The sequence below is a fragment of the Saccharomonospora cyanea NA-134 genome, assembly GCF_000244975.1.
GTDB lineage: Bacteria > Actinomycetota > Actinomycetes > Mycobacteriales > Pseudonocardiaceae > Saccharomonospora > Saccharomonospora cyanea.
Genome location: NZ_CM001440.1, coordinates 1299503 through 1318961 on the forward strand (window position 1 = coordinate 1299503; position 19459 = coordinate 1318961).

Sequence of the window (19459 nt, forward strand, 5' to 3'; positions counted from 1 at the left end):
CCGACCGCTGCCTGACGCCGTGTCCGCAGGTTGTGCGCGGATGTTCGCGCTGGAGGCTGCGGACACGCGTGCGGGAAGTGCGGACACGCGTGCGGGCGTCAGTCGAGGACGTTGACCGCCAGTTTGCGGACCGTCGCCTCGTCCACGTCCACGCCGAGGCCCGGACCGGTCGGCACCTGCGCGACACCGCCGTCGACGCGTACGCCGTCGGCGTAGACGGAGTCGACGAACTGCCTGCCGTTGAGGTCGACGGGCGTGTCGATGCCGAACGCGCCGAACAGGTGCAGCGACGCGGCGAGGCCGACGTCGGAGTCGGTGAGTCCCGACCCCATGAGCCGCACGCCGCAGTCCTGCGCCAGCGAGCACAACCGTCGTGACAGTGTCAGCCCGCCGCTGCGCTGGACCTTCGCGATGGCGACGTCCACGGCGTCGAGCCGGACGAACGTGGCGAGATCGCTCGGGTGCCGCAGGCTCTCGTCGAGGGCCACGGGCACGGGGGAGGAGTCCTTCAGCCGACGCAGGCCGACGATGTCGTTGGCAGGCAACGGTTGTTCGAACGCGGTCACCCCGAGCCGGTGCAGTTCGTGGCTCACCCGCAGGGCGGCGTCGACGCTGAAGCCCTGGTTCGCGTCCACCCACAGCGGTGCGTCGTCGCCCGCGGCCTCGCGCACGGCCGCGACCACGGCGAGGTCGTCACGCTCGCCGTGCAGGCCGATCTTCACCTTGAACGCCTCGTAGCCCGCCTCGCGGCCCTCGGTGACGTGGTCGGCCACCTCGGCGGGTGTCTGCCCGGACACCATCCAGCCGAGCGTGAGCCGCTCCCGCCTGCGCTGCCCCCACAGCATGCCGACGGGAACGCCGAGGGCCCGGCCCAGCAGGTCGTGCAGTGCGGTGTCCACCGCGGCCTTGGCCAGCGGGGCGCCGATCGTGAAACCCCGGTTGATCGCCCGGTCGAACGCGCCTGTGACGCCGTCGAGATCCCAACCCGCCCGGCCGAGCACGGCGGGCGCCAGGTAGCGGTCGATGGTCGTGACGATCGACTCGGCGGTCTCGTATGTCCACGCGGGGATGGGCGTGGCCTCGCCCCAGCCGCACACCCCGTCGGCGCTGACTTTCACCAGCACGCGCACACTCGGCTGGCCCGCCGTCGCCACCGCGCCGCCGGAAACCCCGAACGACCGCAGGGTCGGCAGTGCGACGGCGAAGGTCTCCACCCGCTCGATGGTCAGATCCGCGATCACGCCCGAACCTCCTTCGTACTGTCGCGCACCACGACTTCGGCGGGCACCCGCACCACGCGGCTGCGCGTGCCCTTCTCGCCGCGTAGCGCGAGTTCCATGGCCCGTTCTCCCAGTTCTTCCAACGGAAGTGCGACGGTGGTGAGGCTCGGTGTCAGATCCCGCACCACCGGGATGTCGTCGAATCCGGCCAGCGAGACGTCGTCGGGCACGCTCACCCCGGCCTCGCGCAGCGCGGTGAGCGCGCCGATGGCCATGACGTCGGTCACGGCGAACACGCAGGTGGACTCCAGGCCGCGGTCCAAGGCCTGCCGCATCGCGGTGTAGCCGCCGTCGCGGGTGAAGGTGGACTCGAAGACGTCGTCCTCCGACAGTTCGACCCCGGCTTCGGTGAGGGCTTGGCGGAAGCCGGTGAGCCGGTCGACCACGGTGGTGAGCCTGCGCGGGCCCGCCAGCACGGTGAAGCGCCGATGCCCGAGGTCGAGCAGGGTGCGGGCGAGCTTCGCCGCGCCGCGCTTGTTCTCGGGCTGCACGCTGTCGGCTCGCACGTTCCGGTGGCGCGACACGACGGCGACCTGCCCGCCTCCGCGCTGGTAGGGCTCCAACTCCTCCGTGAGCGCCTTGCTCCAGGCGCGGTCCTCGAACCCGGAGCCGACGAGCAGGATCGCCGAGGCGCGCTGCGCGCGGAGCATCGAGACGTACGCGATCTCCTTCTGCGGATCACGGAACGTGCTCGCCAGCATCACGAGCAGCCCCCTGTCGCCGGCGACGCGCATGACACCGCGGGCGATGGAGGCGAAGTAGGGGTCGCTGACGTCGTGGCACACGACACCGACCGTGCGGTGGGTGCCCCCCGCGAGGGCCTGGGCGTGGGCGTTGGGCGCGTACGCGAGCCGTCTCGCGGCGGCGAGGACACGCTCCCGTAGGTCGGCGCGCACCTTCGTGGTGCCGTTCAGCGCGCGGGATGCGGTGGCCAGGGACACCTCGGCTGCTCGCGCGACGTCGGACAGGGTGACATGGGGGTGAGCGTCCATACGCAACTCCTGACAGAAGAACGCTTGACCGGGTATCCCTCCCTGCCTACTCTACCGGAAAGCGCATTCAGAAAGCGCATTCAGGGCCTGTTTCACGCGGGCTCTGAGTGGGTGTAGTCCGACACGTTCACCGCTGAACGGAGGACCATGGTCACGCCGAGTCGGTCATCGACCCCGGAGTCACCCGTGCGGCCGCCGGAGGGGCCCGCGGAGGCCGCCGCCGAACGCGCGCGGCCCTCCACCGCGCAGCGTTTCGTCGCGTTCGTGGAACGCTCCTGGCGCCCGATCGCGTTGCTGGCGGCGCTGTTCGTCGCATGGTGGGTCGTGACCGCGGCCGAGTTGGTCGAGCCCTACCTCGTGCCGTCTCCCGGCGACACCTTCGCGGCCATCGCGGAGGCTCCGGACTACTTCTGGCAGCACACGTGGACCACGACCTACGAGACGTTGCTGGGCTTCGTCATCGCCACCGCGATCGGTGTCGCCTCCGCGCTGGTGATGGTGCAGTCGCCGACGGTCGAGAAGACGCTGTACCCGCTGCTGTTGTTCGCCCAGGTGATCCCGAAGATCGCGATCGCGCCGCTGTTCGTGGTGTGGCTCGGGTTCGGGCTCGGCCCCAAGATCGTCGTAGCGGTCCTCATGGCGTTCTTCCCCGTGGTGATCTCGATGGTCACGGGGCTGAAGTCGGTCGATCCCGAGATGCTGGAGCTGTCCGCCACCATGGGAGCGAAGCCGGGCCAGACCTTCTGGAAGATCCGTTTCCCCGCGTCGTTGCCGCACCTGTTCTCCGGCCTGAAGGTGGCGGCGACCATGGCGGTCACGGGTGCGGTCGTCGGTGAGTTCGTCGGCGCCGACGCCGGGCTGGGCTACGTCATCCTCCAGGCCAACGGCAACCTCGACACCCCGGTGCTGTTCGCGGGACTGCTGATCATGTCGGTTCTCGGGGTGCTGCTGTTCGCGCTCGTGGAATGGCTGGAGCACCTCGTGCTGCCGTGGCACGCCAGCCGCCGTGCCGACACCGTGACGACCACTCTGTAGCGAGCGCTTCGACGGGGCACCCCGAAGGCCACGGTTTCCACCGATTGGAGTTTCGATGAAACGACTGTCCGCGCTCGTCGCAGGTACCGCGCTCCTGTTCGCCGCAGGTTGCGGCGGCTCCGGCCCCGAGACCACGACCAACGCCGAGGGCAAGGAACTCACGAAGGTCACCCTGACCCTCAACTGGTACCCGTACGGCGAGCACGCGCCCTTCTACTACGGCAAGACCGAGGGCATCTACGAAGACCACGGCATCGACCTGGAGATCAGGGCGGGGCAGGGGTCGCAGAAGACCGTGCAGGCCACCGCCGCGGGCCAGACCGACTTCGGTTGGGCGGACACGCCCGCGCTGCTGGCGGGCGTGTCCCAGGGCCTCGACGTGAAGAGCGTGGGTGTGTTCCTCCAGACGACCCCGTCGTCGGTGCAGTTCTTCAGCGAGCAGGGCATCGACTCGGTGGCCGATCTCAAGGGCAAGACCATCGCCACCACCGCGGGCGACGCGCTGAGCGCCACGTTCCCCGCCTTCCTCGCCGCCAACGGCCTCAGCGAGAACGACGTGAAAACGCAGAACACCGACGCCGCGGGCAAGATGGCCGCGGTCATGTCGGGCCAGACCGACGCGTTGCTCGGTTACGCCACCGACCAGGGGCCGACCATGCAGGAGAAGGCGGGCAAGGAGGTCTCGTACCTCCGCTTCGCCGACCACGGCCTCAACTTCTACAGCAACGGCCTGCTGACCTCCCAGGACATGCTCGACGAGCACCGTGACCTCGTGCGGCGCATGGTGGACGCCACGAGCGAGGCGTGGGCCGCGGCCTCGCAGGACCAGCAGGCGGCGGTGGCGGCCATGGAAGGTGCCTCCGAGCAGTTGCCGTCGGCGCAGGTGCTGGCCGACCAGCTCGCCTCCACGCTGGAGTTGCTGCACACCGAGAACACCGAGGGGCAGCGGCCCGGCGTGAACGTCGAGGAGGACTGGCGCGCCACGATCGAGGTGTTCCACTCCGCGGGCGTCATCTCCAAGGCCGAGGAGCCCAGCGCCTACTGGGAAGCCAACCTGAGTCCTGAGGAATGAGTGGGTCCATGTCGAGCTACGCGGTCGAGATCTCCGACGTGACGGTGCGGTTCCGCACGAAGAAGCGCGACGTCCTGGCGCTGCGCGAGGTCACCCTGAACGTCGAGCCCGGCGAGTTCATCGCCATCGTCGGTCCGTCGGGATGCGGCAAGTCCACGCTGTTGAAACTCACCTCGGGCCTGCTGGCTCCGTCGACGGGTAGCGTGCGCCTGCATGGCGAGGACGTGACCGGCCCCCGTAAGGACGTGGGCTACGTGTTCCAGAAGGCCGCACTGCTGGAATGGCGCACGGCGAGGAAGAACATCCTGCTGCAGGCCGAGATGCGGCACCTGCCGGCGCGGGAGGCGCAGCAGCGGGCCGACGAGCTCATCGAGATGACGGGGCTGGCCGGTTTCGAGGACGCCTACCCGCACGAGCTGTCGGGCGGGATGCAGCAGCGCGTGGCGTTGTGCCGGGCTCTGCTCCACCGGCCCCCCGTGTTGCTCATGGACGAGCCGTTCGGCGCGCTCGACGCACTCACCAGGGAGCAGATGAACGTCGAGCTGCGACGCATCTGGCAGGAGACCGGCACCACCGTGCTCCTGGTGACCCACTCGATCTCCGAGGCGGTGTACCTGGCCGACCGGGTCGTCATGGTCACGGCTCGTCCGGGCACGGTGGCCGGGGTGGTCGACGTCGACCTTCCCGTGGAGCGTGACTACGGCAGGACGATGGCGGACCCCGAGTTCGCGCGCGCCACCCAGCACATCCGCGACCACCTCGGTGCGGCCCAGGCGGCGGTCGTGGGCGACTGAGACCAACACGGCCCATCACGCAGACGGCGCGGGGCAGGCTTTCGCGCCCAGCAATGCCGACACCACACAGAAAGGCGACCTATGGCGGGACTCAAGGAGCGGTCGGTCGGGATCGTGATGAACGGCGTCACCGGGCGCATGGGGTACCGGCAACATCTCGTGCGCTCGATCCTGGCGATCCGGGAGCAGGGCGGCCTGGCGATGCCCGACGGAACCGTGCTCCGGCCCGAACCGATCCTGGTGGGACGCAACGAGGCGAAGCTGGCCGCGATCGCCAAGCGGCACCAGCTCGACAGCTGGACCACCGACCTCGACGAGGCGTTGGCCGACTCGTCGGCCGAGATCTACTTCGACGCGCAGGTCACCAGCCGCAGGGCCGAGTCCGTGCGCAAGGCGGTGGCCGCGGGTCTGCACGTGTACACGGAGAAACCCATCGCCGAGGACACGGAGACGGCGCTGGAGCTGGCCCGGGTCGCCGCCACCGCCGGCGTGAAGGTCGGCGTGGTGCAGGACAAGTTGTTCCTGCCCGGCCTTCTGAAGCTGAAACGGCTGGTGGACGGCGGGTTCTTCGGCCGCATCCTCTCGGTGCGCGGTGAGTTCGGCTACTGGGTGTTCGAGGGTGACTGGCAGGAGGCGCAGCGGCCGTCCTGGAACTACCGGGCCGAGGACGGCGGCGGCATCATCGTCGACATGTTCTGCCACTGGCGTTACGTGCTGGAGGACATCTTCGGTCCGGTGCGCTCGGTGCAGGCGCTGGCCGCCACCCACGTTCCGCAGCGGGTGAACGAACAGGGCAACCCCTACACCTGCACTGCCGACGACGCCGCGTACGGCATCTTCGAACTCGACGGCGGCGTGGTGGCGCAGATCAACTCGTCGTGGACCACACGGGTGTTCCGTGACGAGCTGGTGGAGTTCCAGGTGGACGGTACGGAGGGCAGTGCCGTCGCGGGGCTGCGGCGATGCCGTGTGCAGCACCGGTCGGTGACTCCGAAACCGGTGTGGAACCCCGACCTCCCGGCCACCGAGGACTTCCGCGCACAGTGGCAGGAGGTGCCCGACAACGCGGAGTTCGACAACGGATTCAAAGCCCAGTGGGAGCTCTTCCTCAAGCACGTGGTGTGTGACGAGCCGTTTCCCTGGGACTTCCTGGCGGGCGCCCGTGGGGTACAGCTGGCCGAGCTCGGCCTGCGCTCGGCCCGCGAGGGCCGCAGGATCGCGGTCGACGAACTGACGCTGTAACCCTTCGCGGCTGACTCCCGCGATCGAGAAAGCCCGGCACGCACAACTGAACACGGTCCCGGCATGCACGAAAGAAAGCGCTTTCTGCGGAACTCAAAGGAGAGGATTCGCACATGTCCGGTCGTCGACGTGCCCGAGCTCTGGGGGCGCTGCTCGCGATGCTGATGACCGTCAGCGTCGCGGCGGCGCTCCCCGCGGGGGCACAACCACGTTTCAGCGTCCTGGTCTTTTCCAAGGTCACGAACTTCTACCACGACTCGATTCCCGCGGGCATCGCGGCGATCGAACAGCTCGGTGAACAGCACGGCTTCGAGGTCGAGGCCACCGACGACGCCTCGGCGTTCACCGACGACAACCTCGCGCGTTTCGACGCGCTCGTCTTCAACAACACCAACTCGACACCGGACTCCGGTGACCTCCTCGACGCCGACCAGCGGGCCGCGCTCCAGCGGTACGTCCAGGGGGGTGGAGGCTGGGTCGGGTTGCACGCGGCCTCGGCCAGCGAGCGCGACTGGGCCTGGTACGAGGGGCTCGTGGGCGCGATCTTCGACCACCATCCCACGCCACAGGTGGGCCGGGTGAAGGTACTCGACCGCGCGCATCCGTCCACACGCGACCTTCCGGAGCTGTGGGAGCAGCACGAGGAGTGGTACAACTGGAAGGTCAACCCCACGGGCAGGGTCCACACGCTCGCGCAGATCAAGGTCCGGGACGGCATCACGGGGCTCGACGAGGGGGTCGACCACCCGTACTCGTGGTGCCAGAACTACGACGGCGGGCGCTCCTGGTTCACCGCGGGCGGCCACGCGGCCGAGAAGTTCTCCGACGAGCTGTTCCTGTCGCACCTGCTCGGTGGCATCGAGTGGGCGGCGGGCGCGAAGCCCGGTGACTGCTCGGCCACGCAGACGGGCAACTTCCAGCGCACGGTGCTGGTGGACGAGGGTCTGGCCGACCCGTTCGAGCTGGCTGTCGCGCCCGACCGCCGGGTCTTCTACATCCAGCGCACGGGCGCGCTCAAGGTGATCGACCAGGAGAGCATGGAGGTCACCACCGCGCTCGACTTCGCGTACACGCCGGAGATGACCAGCCAGTCCGACGGGCTGCTCGGTCTGACACTCGATCCGGACTTCGCCGAGAACCACCACCTCTACCTGCTGTGGTCGGACCCCGAGGAACCGCGGCTGAACCTCTCGCGGTTCACCGTGTCCGACGACAACACGGTGGACCGGTCCAGTGAGGCACGCCTGCTGGAGATCCCGACCTTCCGGGGTGAGGGCCGGGCCAACTCGCACATGGCGGGCTCCATCACGTTCGACGCCGACGGTAACCTCTACGTCGCCACCGGCGACAACACCGACCCGTTCGCCTCGGACGGTTTCACGCCCATCGACGAGCGTGAGGGCCGCCGGGCGTGGGACGCCCAGGGCACGTCGGCCAACACGAACGACCTGCGCGGCAAGGTCCTGCGCATCACCCCACAACCCGACGGCACGTACACGATCCCCGAGGGCAACCTCTTCGAGCCGGGCACGCAGAAGACCCGCCCCGAGATCTACGTGATGGGTCTGCGCAACCCGTTCCGCATCACCGTGGACCCGGCCACCGGCGCCCTGATGGTGGGTGACTACGGTCCGGACGCGCGGCAGGCCGACCCGCAGCGCGGTCCCGAGGGCACCGTGGAGTTCCTGCGTGTCACCGAGGCGGGCAACCACGGCTGGCCGTACTGCGTGGGCGACAACATTCCGTTCAACGACTACGACTTCGCCACCGGCACCTCGGGGGAGAAGTTCGACTGCGCCAACCCCGTGAACGACTCGCCCAACAACACCGGACTCACCGAGTTGCCGCCCGCGCAACCCGCGTGGGTGTGGTACCCGTACTCGGCGTCGCAGGAGTTCCCCGAGCTGGGCACCGGAGGCGGAGGGCCGATGGGCGGTCCGGTGTACGACTACGACCCTGACAACCCGAGCGTGACGAAGTTCCCGGAGTACTTCGACGGGAAGTTCTTCGCCTACGAGCTGACGCGCCGGTGGTTCAAGGTGATGTCGGTGCAGCAGGAGGGCCAGACGTTCACCGACCCCAGGTTCCCTCCCGCACACGCGGGCGAGCTGCTGTCGATCAACGGGATCTTCGCCGACATGGAGTGGATCCAGCCGTTCGACGCCCACTTCGGCCCCGACGGCTCGCTCTACGTCATCGACTTCGGTGAGGGCAGCGGCACGGGCCGGGGCGGCAGCAACGAGGGTTCGGCGATCTACCGCATCGACTACGTGGCCGACGGCAGGCTTCCCACGGCGGTGATCAGTGCCTCGACCGACTCGGGCAAGGCGCCGCTCGAAGTGCGGTTCTCCAGCGACGGGTCCGCCGGGGGCGACGGCGAGCCGGTGACGTTCGCGTGGGACTTCGACGGCGACGGCACCACCGACTCCACCGAGGCGAATCCGGCTCACGTCTACACCGAACCCGGCCGGTACACGGCGCGGTTGACGGTGACGAGCACCGCGAATCCCGACCTCACGGCGACGGCGGTCACCACGATCACGGCGGGGAACACGCGCCCGACGGTCGAGATCGTGCTGCCTCCGGACGGAGGGATGTTCGAATTCGGTGACACGATCCCGTTCGTCGTCAAGGTCAAGGACCCCGAGGACCGCAGGATCGACTGTTCACAAGTGGTGGTGCAGTCGCAGCTCGGCCACGACGACCACCTGCACCCGATGGACAACGTCACCGGCTGCAAGGGTGAGATCACCACCGACAGCGGCGACAGCCACGGTCCCGGCCAGAACCTGTACGTGGCGCTGAGCGCCCAGTACACCGATCGTGGTGGCAAGGGCGGTGTGCCCGCGCTCACCGGGTCCGCGCACGTCACGCTCGAACCGCGGCACAAGGAGGCCGAGCACCTGGAGGACACCGGGGGAGCCTCCGGTGGGGTCGAGGTGCTCTCCCGCGACGGTGCTTCGGCGGGCAAGCGGCTCGGCGAGATCGAGCACGGCGACTGGGTGGCCTACGACCCGATCCACCTGATGGGCATCGACTCCGTGACGCTCGGGGCCAGCTCGGGTGGGCTCGGCGGGACCGTCGAGCTGCGTGCCGACGCGCCGGACGGCCCGCTGCTCGGTTCGGTGGAGGTCGCCCCCACCGGCGGGTGGGACACGATCGTCGAGCACACCGTGGACCTCGCCGACCACGAGGGCACGATGACGCTCTACGTCGTGTTCACCAACCCCGGCTGGTCACCGGACCGGCCGGACCTGCTGTCACTCGACTGGCTCCAGTTCAACGGGAAGGGTGTGGCGCGATGAGCACCAGACGTGATTTCCTGCGGCTCGCGCTCGGCTCGGCGGCCGTCGCCGGAGCGGGCGGGCTGCTGACGGGAGGGACGGCGTTCGCCGACCAGAAGCGGGTGCCGCCCGGCCACATCGGCATCCAGCTCTACACCGTGCGGTCGTTGATGGCCGACGACCCGCAGGGCACCCTCGACGCGCTCGCCGGGATCGGGTACTCGACCGTGGGTGTCAGTGGGCTGTACGGGCACACGCCGCAGCGCTTCCGTGCGATGCTCGACAACGCGGGACTGCGGGCGGTGCTGACGCACCTGTCGCTGGACGCGATCCGGGGAGACTGGCAACGGGAGCTGGAGCACGCCCACGTGCTCGGTGCCGAGTCGGTGGTGGTTCCGTCACTGCCGGGTTCACTGTGGACGCCGGACGGCTACCGCCAGGTGGCGGCGGAGTTCAACGTGGCGGGCCAGGCGGCGCGGGAGGCCGGGTTGCGGTTCCTGTACCACAACCACGACTTCGACTTCCGCACCGTCGACGGGCGGGTGCTCTACGACATCCTGCTCACCGAGACCGATCCGGCTTACGTCGGTTTCGAGATCGACCTGTACTGGGCGATCCACGCCGGGTACGACCCGGTCGACTACTTCCGGCGGTATCCCGGACGGTTCCCGGTGTTCCACGTCAAGGACCGGGCCGAGGACGGGTCGTTCGCCGACGTCGGCTACGGCACGATCGACTTCCGGCGGATCTTCCGGCAGCGCAGGTGGTCCGGTGTGAAGGAGTACGTGGTGGAGCACGACCAGCCGGCCGACCCGCTCGCGAGCGCGAGGCGCAGTTACGGAACGCTGCGAAGGTTGCGGTTCTAGCGCGGTGTCGCGTGTGGCCGGGGACGGTGCCCGCCGCTCCCGGCCACCTCGGCGCTCAGGCGTGGTTCGCCAGCTTCCCGGCGAGGTCGCCGATGGACCGGACCGCGTCCTGCACGGTGAGCACGATCGTCCGGCAGGCCTCGTTCACGACCTCGGCCGAGTCGCCGGACTCGCCTGCCAGCACCCGCCTACTGGCTTCGGCGGCACCGCCTGCGACGGACAGCGCCCTGTCCGCCACCGTGCCTGCGAGGGAGTCGAGTGTGGACGCCACCTCGGCGCCACCCTGCGCGCCGTCGTGCGTCCGTGCCGTGGTCTCCTTGTACCGGTGCTGGACCGCGGCCGCGCTCTCGGCGAACGCCTCGTGACCTGCTCCCGACCAGCCGGTGCCGATCTCCCCGAGGGCCGTGCCGAGGTCGGCCGACGCGTCCTCCAGCACCTCGGCGGACTCGGCCAGCCGCGCGGCCAGTTCGGCGACGGCCGGCGGATCGCAGTCGACGTGCCGCAACGCCTGGATCGGGTTGGGGGAGCCGAGCGTGTCAGCGGCCTTGGCGAGCAGGCCGAGTTCGCTGGATGTGGTGGCCCCTCCCAGGGCCGGATGCCGGAAACCCATGAGTTCTCTCCGTCCTGCTCTCAGTTGCCCGGCGTGCCGGGAGCGGTCCGCGAGTCGCTCTTCTCCTGGCGCTGTTCGTCCTCGGCGTGTTGTTCCTCGTCGGATCGCCGGCTGCCCGGACCGGCCTGTGAGTTGTTGTCCCGCTGCCGTTCGTGCTCCTCGGCGAGTTCCTTCTCCTGCTGCTTCATGGTCTCGGAGTGGGCCGTGTCCTCCTGCTTGTACGCCTCGGCCGCCTCGCGCACGGTCTGTGCCAGCTGGCTGGCCTGAGCGGCCAGGGACTCCATCTCGGTGGCTCGGGCCTTGACGAGCGCGGCCCAGGCCGCCGCGAGTTCCCGCGCCTCGCCGGACGCGCCGAAGGCGTCCGGCGAGCCGACGGCCTCCTGGGCCACGTGGGCGGCCTTGGTGGTGGTGCCGGCCACCTCGTCGAGGCGCGTGGCGCCATGGTGCAGGATCTCAGGGTCGACGCTGAAGGTTTCCGACATGCCGTTTCCTCCCCGGTGTTCGCCGTGACGTCGGCTGGTGCCTACGACAGGGCCTCGGCGCGCGACTGCGCCGCACGCGCGGCCTGGAGCATGGCTTCGGCGAGGTCGGTGAGATTCGTCCGAGCCGCGAGATCGGCGTTGATCGCCACTTCCTGCAACCGCCCCCGCGAGTCGACGGTGACCTCGACCAGCCCCCAGTCGTCCTGAGCCTTGACGCGCTGCTGGTCGGCCTGTCTGCGTTGCGCGAGAAGGCGGCGATCCACACGGTCCGACTGCGCCAGCAGGTCGTCGAGTGACGGCAGGTTCCTCTCGCTCATTTCCGTTCGACGTCGCTGGGCGCGACCCGGTTCCCGCGTGCGGGGAACGGGAACGTCCTCCCCCGCGTCCGAGGGAACATGGCTTGGGTACGGGCACGCGCTGAGGAACTGGTTCACCGCACGGAGGCGCCTTCGGCGAACGCGCTGGGCAGGTGCCAGCCTCGCTGGGTGCGTTCCACCGGCGGGCGTGGGGCGCAGGCCGCCCCCACGGAGCCTGCGAGGCCCACGACGACGCGTGCCCGTCCGGCCGGCCGTGGGCCCGCCCGCGCGGGCGAGCGCCTCGCCCGTCGAGCCGGATGAGGCATACTCGGCTGCGTGGACCTGGTGACACTCGACGACATCCGCGCCGCCGCCGACCGGATCGCAGGCGGTGCGGTCCGGACGCCCCTGCTGCCGTGCACGTGGGCGGAGGACGACCGGCCGCTGTGGCTGAAACCGGAGACCCTGCAGCCCATCGGGGCGTTCAAGATCCGGGGCGCGCTCAACGCCATCGCACGGCTCGACGACGACGCCCGCCGTCGCGGTGTGGTGGCCTACTCCAGCGGTAACCACGCGCAGGCGGTCGCCTACGCGGCGGCGACCGAGGGGATCACGGCACACATCGTGATGCCCGCGTCGACTCCCCAGGTGAAGATCGACAACACTCGGGCGTACGGCGCCGAGGTCGTCCTGGTGGGTGAGGGCCAGCGGGAGCGGGTCGCGTACGAGATCGTCGCCGAGCGCGGCGCGGTGCTGGTGCCGCCGTTCGACCACCCGGACATCATCGCCGGTCAGGGCACCATCGGCCTGGAGATCGCCGAGGACCTGCCGGACGTGGACGTCGTGCTGGTTCCCGTCAGCGGCGGTGGACTCGCCTCCGGTATCGCCACGGCGATCACGGCGCTGCTCCCGGACGCCAAGGTGATCGGCGTGGAGCCCGAACTCGCCGCCGACACCCGGGAGAGCCTGCGGGCGGGCTCGCTCGTGGACTGGTCGATCGAGGACCGCAACCGCACCATCGCCGACGGGCTGCGTTCCCAGCCCTCGGAGCTGACGTTCGCCCACCTGAAGACCCGCCTGCACGATCTCGTCACCGTGACCGAGGACGAGATCCGCTCCGCCATGGCGGTGCTGGCCCGCAGGGGCAGGCTGGTCGCCGAGCCGAGCGGCGCCGTGCCGACGGCGGCGTACCTGTACCACGCGGCCGAGTTGCCCGCCGGGCGGACGGTGGCCGTCGTGTCCGGGGGGAACGTGGACCCCGCCCTGCTGTCGGACGTGCTCACCCGATCGCTCGACGAGGAGTGAACGATGCTGTTCGGTGACGACCATGTGCGCCGCTACGAGGAAACCGACGGCGAGGTCGGCTACACCTGGATGAAGGGCGCGCCGATCCTCATCCTCACCACCACGGGGCGCAGGAGCGGGCGGCCACGTAAGTCGCCGCTCATCTTCGGCGAGTACGAGGGCCACCACGTCGTCGTCGCGTCGAAGGGCGGCGCACCCGACCATCCCGACTGGTACAAGAACCTGGTGGCCGATCCCGAGGTCCGGGTGCAGGTCAAGGCGGACAGGTTCCCCGCCCGTGCCCGCACGGCGACCGGTGAGGAACGCGCAGCGCTGTGGGCCCGCATGGTCGAGGTGTGGCCCGACTACGAGGACTACCAGCGCAAGACCGAGCGGGAGATCCCCGTCGTGGTCCTGGAGCGTCTCGACTGAGTACCTCCCGTTCCGGCGAACCGCGCCGCGGGCCGCACCCGCTCGCGCTCATCCGCCGTTTCCCCCGCCGGGGCCGGGGATTCTGGTTCGGACTCGCCATCGAGGTGATCGCGCCTCTGCTGGCCGCGGCGTCCCGCTGGCGGCTCGAGGGCCATCGTCACGTTCCCCGGCGGGGCGGCGTGCTGTTGGCGAGCAACCACCTGTCCTTCGCCGATCCGATCGCGGTGACGTTGTTCACACTCACCGCGGGGCGGGTGCCGCGGTTCTTCGCCAAGGCCGAGCTGTGGGAGCTGCCCGTGGTGCGGTGGGTGATGAGCTCGGGCAGGCACATCGCGGTACACCGCGGCAAGGCCAGTGCGCTGCACGCGTTCCGTGACGGAGTGGCCGCCGTGCGTGCGGGTGACTGTGTGGTGGTGTTCCCCGAAGGCGGGTTCACCGACCGCGAGGACGGCTGGCCGACCAGGGGAAAGACGGGGCTCGCCCGCATGGCACTGACCACCGGGACCCCCGTGGTACCGGTGGCGTGCTGGGGGACTCAGGAGCTGCTCCCCGTGGGCGGCCGACTACCGAAGGTGCGGCCCAGGCCGACCCTGCACGTGGTGGCGGGCCCGCCGGTGGAGCTGTCGGATCTGGTGTGTGAGCGGCCGAGCGCGAGCCAGTTGCGCGAGGCGACCGAACGCATCATGACGTCCATCACGGACCTGCTGGTGGACGTCCGTGGCCGCACCCCACCGGCGGACGCGGTGGGGGCATAATCGCGGCCATGAGCGAACACTTCGACGTTGTGGTGCTGGGTGCCGGCCCCGGCGGATACACCGCCGCAGTCCGTGCGGCCCAGCTCGGGTTCGACACCGCCGTCATCGAGGAACGCTACTGGGGCGGGGTGTGCCTCAACGTCGGGTGCATTCCGTCGAAGGCGCTGCTGCGCAACGCCGAGCTCGCCCACCTGTTCACCCACGAGGCGCGCACGTTCGGCATCAAGGTCGACGGCGAGGTCACGTTCGACTACTCCGCCGCCCACCAGCGCAGCCGCAAGGTGGCCGACGGCCGTGTCAAGGGCATCCACTACCTGATGAAGAAGAACGCGATCACCCAGTTCAACGGTCGCGGCACCTTCACGAGTGACAAGTCCATCGAGGTCACCACGGCCAACGGCGTGGAGACCGTGACGTTCGACCACTGCATCATCGCCGCCGGCGCCTCGCCGAAGCTGCTGCCGGGCACCTCGGTCAGCGACCGGGTGGTCACCTACGAACAGCAGATCCTGGAGTCCGACCTGCCCGAGAGCATCGTCATCTGCGGTGCTGGCGCCATCGGTGTCGAGTTCGGCTACGTGCTCCACAACTACGGCGTCAAGGTCACCATCGTGGAGTTCATGGACCGCATGGTGCCCGCCGAGGACGAGGAGGTGTCGGCCGAGCTGGCGCGCCGGTACCGCAGGCTCGGCATCGACGTCCTCACGTCCACGCGCGTCGAGTCCATCGACGAGTCGGGCGAGAAGGTACGGGTCACCGTGTCGAAGGACGGCGAGCAGCAGGTGCTGGAGGCCGACAAGGTGCTCCAGGCCATGGGTTTCGCGCCCAATGTGGAGGGTTACGGGCTGGAGAACACCGGCGTTGCGCTCACCGAGCGTGGTGCGATCGATGTGGACGGTCGCTGCCGGACGAACGTGCCGCACATCTTCGCGATCGGTGACGTGACGGCGAAGTTGATGCTCGCTCACGCTGCGGAGTCGATGGGGATCGTGGCGGCCGAGACGATCGCCGACGTGGAGACCATGGAACTCGACTACCGCATGATTCCGCGGGCGACCTACTGCCAGCCGCAGGTGGCGAGCTTCGGTCTCACCGAGGAGCAGGCCCGCTCCGAGGGCTACGACGTGCAGGTGTCGAAGTTCCCGTTCACGGCCAACGGCAAGGCGCACGGCCTGGCCGACGCGGTCGGGTTCGTGAAGCTCGTCAGTGACGCCAAGTACGGCGAACTGCTGGGCGGGCACCTCATCGGCCCCGACGTCACCGAGCTGCTGCCCGAGCTGACGCTGGCCCAGCAGTGGGACCTGACGGTGCACGAGGTGGCCCGCAACGTGCACGCGCACCCGACCCTGGGCGAGGCGGTGAAGGAGGCGATCCACGGCCTCGCCGGACACATGATCAACATGTAGTCGTCGGGTTCCCTGCGGCCGGTAGCGCTCCCGGTCGCAGGGAGCCGGCCGGTGCCACGTCGTCAGGTGGACATCAGGCAGAACTCGTTGCCCTCGGGATCCGTGAGCACCAGGTGACCGTCGTGTTCGGCCACCACCGTCGCGCCCAGCGCTTCCAGCCGTTCACGCTCGGCGCCGACGTCGTCGCTGTCCAGGTCCAGGTGCACCCGGTTCTTGACCGTCTTGTGCTCGGGTACCGCGTTGAAGAAGAGGCGCGGCCGGCCTGCCGCACGAGGCTCGACCAGGACGGTCGGGTCGTCCTCCGGGTTGTCGATGCCGACCTCGCGCAGCCGGGCCAGTTCGGCCTCGTCGTAGGGTGCCACCCGGTAGTCCTCCAGTGCCGCCGACCAGAACCGGGCGAGGGACGCCGCATGCCGGCAGTCGAACACCACATCGCGAATCCGTGCCATCCGGTCATGGTCCCGCGTCGAGCCGGTACGCCCGACGCGGGCAGCCTCACGACCCGTCGCTTCTGCCCACACGGAGCACCACGAACGTCCAAATGGTGTAGTCGCCGCCACGTGCGGGTGGGTAAAGATCACTACTGATCCGTGTGGTCCCGTCCCTTAAGGTTTTGGTTTATGGCCGTCCCGCGCTTCGCCCGGCTTCCGGTGTGCCTCGTGGCCGGTGCCGCGATGGTGGTGCTGCTGGCTTTCGGTAACCGCTACGGCTATCACGGCGACGAGTTGTACTTCATCGCCGCGGGACGGCACCTCGACTGGGGCTACGCCGACCAACCTCCGCTGCTGCCGCTGCTGGCGTTGCTGATGGACAGTCTGTTCCCGAACTCCGTCATGGGTTTCCGCCTGCCCGCGGTGTTGTTCACCGGGGCGGGCATCGTCGTGGCCGGGTTGACGGCCCGCGAGCTCGGGGGCGGTACGCGGGCGCAGGTCATGGCGGCGGGGGCGTACGCGTGCTCACCGTTCCTGCTGGCGGGTGCTGGGCACATCCTCGCCACTCACATGGTGGACGCGTTCCTGTGGACGGTCATCGTGTGGCTGGTGGTCCGCTGGGTTCGCTTACGCGACGACCGGGTGTTGCTCGCCGCCGCGCTCGTGACCGCGGTGGACCTGCAGGTCAAGTTCCTCATCCCGGTGTTCTGGGGCGTCGCCGTGCTGGCGGCGTGGCTGCTCGGGCCGAAGGACCTCGTCCGTCGACCGCTGCTGTGGCTGGGCGGCGCGATCGCGGTGGCCACGTGCGTGCCGACGCTCGTGTGGCAGGCGGCCAACGGCTGGCCGCAGCTGGAGATGAACCGCATCGTCGCCGACGAGGTGTCGTACGCGGGGGGTCGGGCCACGTTCCTTCCGATGGCGCTCGAACAGGCCGGATACGGCGTCGGGGCGGTGCTCGTCGTTCTCGGGGTGTGGTGGTTGCTGCGGTCGCCGCGGCTGCGCGAGTACCGGTTCCTCGGGCTGACCGTGCTCGGGGTGACGGCGGTGTTCTGGGCGTCCTCCGGGCGGCCGTACTACGTCGGTGGGATGTTCGCGCTGTGCTTCGCGGTCTCGGCGGTGGAGCTGGACCGGGTGCTCACGTCGCGGTGGCGGCCCGCCATGGCGTTGGCCTACGCGGTGTCGGCGCTGGTAGCGGTGAGCTGGCTGCCGATCAAGCCGATCTCGGCGTACGCGGGTGAGCCGTACGACCCGATGAACATGGAGCTGGAGGAGTTCGGCTGGCCGCAGGTCGCCGCGAGCGTGGCGTCGGTGTACGCCGGGTTGCCGCCGGAGCGGCAGGCGACGACCACGATCGTGACCGAGACCTACTGGCAGGCCGCGGCGATCGAGAAGTTCGAGCCCGGCCTGCCGCACGCGTACAGCGGTGGGCGGGGTTACTGGTACTTCGGCTCGCCGCCTGAGGACGCCCGACTGACGTTGTTCGTCGGCGCTGACCGCGACCGCCTCGATGACTACTTCGATCAGGTGAAACAGATCGGAACCGTGGACAACGGTCACGAGGTCAACAACGACAACCAGGGCGCTCCCATCTGGCTGTGCGAGGGACGGAAGGCCTCGTGGGCCGAGTTGTGGCCCTCGTTCCGCCACATGCACTTCAAGTGGTGATCCGCTGGTCACACAGCGTTTCGGGGTGGCAGGCCCGCCCGTGGCGAAATCTCACGCTTGACGACTGAACGGTCACAGCCCTACTTTTGCATGCCAGAGAAGAAAGTGGGGCTGATGTGGATTTAAGTCTGCACGCGGCAAGCGACGAAGTGAGCACCCGGCCCCGGCTCACCCCGAGCGAACCCGGCCCCAGCCCTTCGGCATCAGCCCTGCGCCCGCCCGGTCGTCCGGGCGCGCGAGCGTGGCCGGAGGAGCCGAAAAGACCCGATGTCCGCCGAGCGTTCACCACCGGCTCGGCGGCGGTCATCGAACGACAAGCGGATTTCCTGACGTTGGGTTACGACTGGTGACTGAAAAAGCAATCAGCAATGACAGCGGGCGGCCCGAACTCGGGGTCGCCATGGTGGGCCACGCATTCATGGGCGCCGTGCACTCCCAAGCGTGGCGCAGTGTCGCGCGGTTCTTCGACGTGCCCCGCACGCCCAGGATGGTCGTCCTCGGCGGACGGGACCCGGAGCGCACCGCCCGGGCGGCCGAACGCATGGGGTGGGCAGAGTCCTCCACCGACTGGCGGGCGCTCGTGGAACGCGACGACGTGGATCTCGTGGACGTCTGCACTCCGGGTGACACCCATGCCGAGATCGCCATCGCGGCGCTGGAGGCCGGCAAGCACGTACTGTGCGAGAAGCCGCTGGCCAACACGGTCGACGAGGCCGAGCGCATGGTGGAGGCGGCCGAGCGGGCACGTGAACGCGGCGTGTACTCGATGGTGGCGTTCAACTACCGCAGGGTGCCCGCGCTCGCGCTGGCGCGACAGTTGGTGGCCGAGGGCAGGCTGGGCGAGTTGCGCCACGTGCGGGCGGCCTACCTCCAGGACTGGCTGGCCGACGCCGAGGCGCCGATGACCTGGCGACTGCGTAAGGAGCAGGCCGGTTCCGGGGCCCTCGGCGACATCGGCGCGCACATCATCGACGCCACCCAGTTCGTGTCCGGGCAGACGATCACGGGCGTGTCCGGGCTGACCGAGACGTTCGTGCGGCAGCGCCCGTCGGACGCCGCCGGGGGCACGGAGAACGTCACCGTGGACGACTGCGCGGTGTTCAGCGCGCGGTTCTCGTCCGGCGCGGTGGGCAGCTTCGAGGCCACCCGCTACGCGACGGGCCGCAAGAACGCCATGCGGCTCGAGATCAACGGCTCCAAGGGCAGCCTCGCTTTCGACTTCGAGTCGATGAACGAGCTGTGGTTCCACGACGGGGAGGAGGCGCCCGAGACCGGCGGTTTCCGCCGGATCGTCGTCACCGAACCCACCCATCCCTACGCCGGTGCCTGGTGGCCGCCAGGGCACGTGCTCGGGTACGAGCACACCTTCACCCACGAGATCGCGGACCTGCTCACCGCGATCGAGGCGGGGACACCACCAGAACCGAGTTTCGCCGACGGACTGCACGTTCAGCGGATCCTGGCGGCGGTCGAGCAGAGCGCGGAGAACGGATCGAAGTACATCGAGGTGTAACCGAGAACCGACCGGGCCCC

At 69.5% G+C, this 19459-nt stretch carries 18 protein-coding genes; 12 read left to right on the top strand and 6 right to left on the bottom strand.

The annotated features are described in order from the left end of the window. Positions 1-98: 98 nt before the first annotated feature. Together SACCYDRAFT_RS06310 and SACCYDRAFT_RS06315 are read right to left on the bottom strand one after the other, a co-directional pair. Positions 99-1241: a mandelate racemase/muconate lactonizing enzyme family protein gene (locus tag SACCYDRAFT_RS06310; RefSeq protein ID WP_005454615.1), complete on the bottom strand. Its 1143-nt coding sequence runs from the start codon at positions 1239-1241 to the stop codon at positions 99-101. Next, the gene (locus SACCYDRAFT_RS06315) at positions 1238-2272 is read right to left on the bottom strand and encodes a LacI family DNA-binding transcriptional regulator (RefSeq protein WP_005454616.1); all 1035 of its coding nucleotides are present in this window, start codon (positions 2270-2272) and stop codon (positions 1238-1240) included. Before SACCYDRAFT_RS06315 ends, SACCYDRAFT_RS06310 begins: the two co-directional genes overlap by 4 nt. Before the next feature lie 147 nt (positions 2273-2419). Here SACCYDRAFT_RS06315 and SACCYDRAFT_RS06320 point away from each other — a divergent pair, with 147 nt between their 5' ends. The 6 genes from SACCYDRAFT_RS06320 to SACCYDRAFT_RS06345 all read left to right on the top strand — a co-directional run bounded on the left by SACCYDRAFT_RS06320 (position 2420) and on the right by SACCYDRAFT_RS06345 (position 10565). Then, positions 2420-3307: an ABC transporter permease gene (locus SACCYDRAFT_RS06320; RefSeq protein WP_052309075.1), complete on the top strand. Its 888-nt coding sequence runs from the start codon at positions 2420-2422 to the stop codon at positions 3305-3307. A gap of 55 nt (positions 3308-3362) precedes the next feature. Then, positions 3363-4379 carry an ABC transporter substrate-binding protein gene (locus tag SACCYDRAFT_RS06325; protein WP_005454618.1) on the top strand — a complete coding sequence of 339 codons (1017 nt, stop codon included), beginning with the start codon at positions 3363-3365 and terminating at the stop codon, positions 4377-4379. A gap of 8 nt (positions 4380-4387) precedes the next feature. Continuing rightward, complete coding sequence (locus tag SACCYDRAFT_RS06330) at positions 4388-5173, top strand: ABC transporter ATP-binding protein (protein ID WP_005454619.1); 786 nt, start codon at positions 4388-4390, stop codon at positions 5171-5173. Between the two features lie 81 nt (positions 5174-5254). Further along, complete coding sequence (locus tag SACCYDRAFT_RS06335; protein WP_005454620.1) at positions 5255-6415, top strand: Gfo/Idh/MocA family protein; 1161 nt, start codon at positions 5255-5257, stop codon at positions 6413-6415. Between the two features lie 113 nt (positions 6416-6528). Further along, positions 6529-9720: a ThuA domain-containing protein gene (locus tag SACCYDRAFT_RS06340; protein ID WP_005454622.1), complete on the top strand. Its 3192-nt coding sequence runs from the start codon at positions 6529-6531 to the stop codon at positions 9718-9720. Further along, positions 9717-10565 (top strand): sugar phosphate isomerase/epimerase family protein, encoded by an 849-nt coding sequence (locus SACCYDRAFT_RS06345; RefSeq protein WP_005454624.1) that lies wholly within the window; start codon positions 9717-9719, stop codon positions 10563-10565. Before SACCYDRAFT_RS06340 ends, SACCYDRAFT_RS06345 begins: the two co-directional genes overlap by 4 nt. A gap of 55 nt (positions 10566-10620) precedes the next feature. Here the strand turns inward: SACCYDRAFT_RS06345 and SACCYDRAFT_RS06350 are convergent, their stop codons facing one another. The 3 genes from SACCYDRAFT_RS06350 to SACCYDRAFT_RS06360 are packed head-to-tail and all read right to left on the bottom strand — an operon-like array spanning position 10621 to position 11974. Beyond that, complete coding sequence (locus tag SACCYDRAFT_RS06350; protein WP_005454625.1) at positions 10621-11175, bottom strand: WXG100 family type VII secretion target; 555 nt, start codon at positions 11173-11175, stop codon at positions 10621-10623. Positions 11176-11195: 20 nt separating this feature from the next. Continuing rightward, positions 11196-11657: a type VII secretion target gene (locus tag SACCYDRAFT_RS06355; RefSeq protein ID WP_005454626.1), complete on the bottom strand. Its 462-nt coding sequence runs from the start codon at positions 11655-11657 to the stop codon at positions 11196-11198. Positions 11658-11698: 41 nt separating this feature from the next. Further along, a complete protein-coding gene (locus SACCYDRAFT_RS06360) occupies positions 11699-11974 on the bottom strand; it encodes a YbaB/EbfC family nucleoid-associated protein (protein ID WP_005454627.1) in 276 nt (91 codons plus the stop codon). 315 nt (positions 11975-12289) lie between these two features. Here SACCYDRAFT_RS06360 and SACCYDRAFT_RS06365 point away from each other — a divergent pair, with 315 nt between their 5' ends. The 4 genes from SACCYDRAFT_RS06365 (at position 12290) to lpdA (ending at position 15830) form a co-directional block, all read left to right on the top strand. Beyond that, complete coding sequence (locus SACCYDRAFT_RS06365) at positions 12290-13258, top strand: threonine ammonia-lyase (protein WP_005454628.1); 969 nt, start codon at positions 12290-12292, stop codon at positions 13256-13258. Between the two features lie 3 nt (positions 13259-13261). Next, on the top strand, positions 13262-13669 hold the full coding sequence (locus tag SACCYDRAFT_RS06370; protein ID WP_005454629.1) for a nitroreductase family deazaflavin-dependent oxidoreductase: 408 nt from the start codon (positions 13262-13264) through the stop codon (positions 13667-13669). Between the two features lie 104 nt (positions 13670-13773). Further along, positions 13774-14424 (top strand): lysophospholipid acyltransferase family protein, encoded by a 651-nt coding sequence (locus tag SACCYDRAFT_RS06375; RefSeq protein WP_005454630.1) that lies wholly within the window; start codon positions 13774-13776, stop codon positions 14422-14424. Between the two features lie 8 nt (positions 14425-14432). Beyond that, positions 14433-15830 (top strand): dihydrolipoyl dehydrogenase, encoded by a 1398-nt coding sequence (gene lpdA / locus SACCYDRAFT_RS06380; RefSeq protein WP_005454631.1) that lies wholly within the window; start codon positions 14433-14435, stop codon positions 15828-15830. A gap of 62 nt (positions 15831-15892) precedes the next feature. Here lpdA and SACCYDRAFT_RS06385 read toward each other — a convergent pair whose 3' ends face one another. After that, positions 15893-16279, bottom strand: a complete 387-nt coding sequence (locus SACCYDRAFT_RS06385) for a VOC family protein (RefSeq protein ID WP_005454632.1) — start codon at positions 16277-16279, stop codon at positions 15893-15895. A 171-nt stretch (positions 16280-16450) separates the two neighbouring features. Between SACCYDRAFT_RS06385 and SACCYDRAFT_RS06390 the strand changes: the two genes are divergently transcribed. Both SACCYDRAFT_RS06390 and SACCYDRAFT_RS06395 read left to right on the top strand, forming a co-directional pair. Then, positions 16451-17926, top strand: coding sequence for an ArnT family glycosyltransferase (locus tag SACCYDRAFT_RS06390; protein ID WP_005454635.1), 1476 nt, complete (start codon positions 16451-16453; stop codon positions 17924-17926). A gap of 400 nt (positions 17927-18326) precedes the next feature. Beyond that, on the top strand, positions 18327-19439 hold the full coding sequence (locus SACCYDRAFT_RS06395) for a Gfo/Idh/MocA family protein (RefSeq protein ID WP_198285004.1): 1113 nt from the start codon (positions 18327-18329) through the stop codon (positions 19437-19439). The last annotated feature ends 20 nt before the right edge of the window (positions 19440-19459 follow it).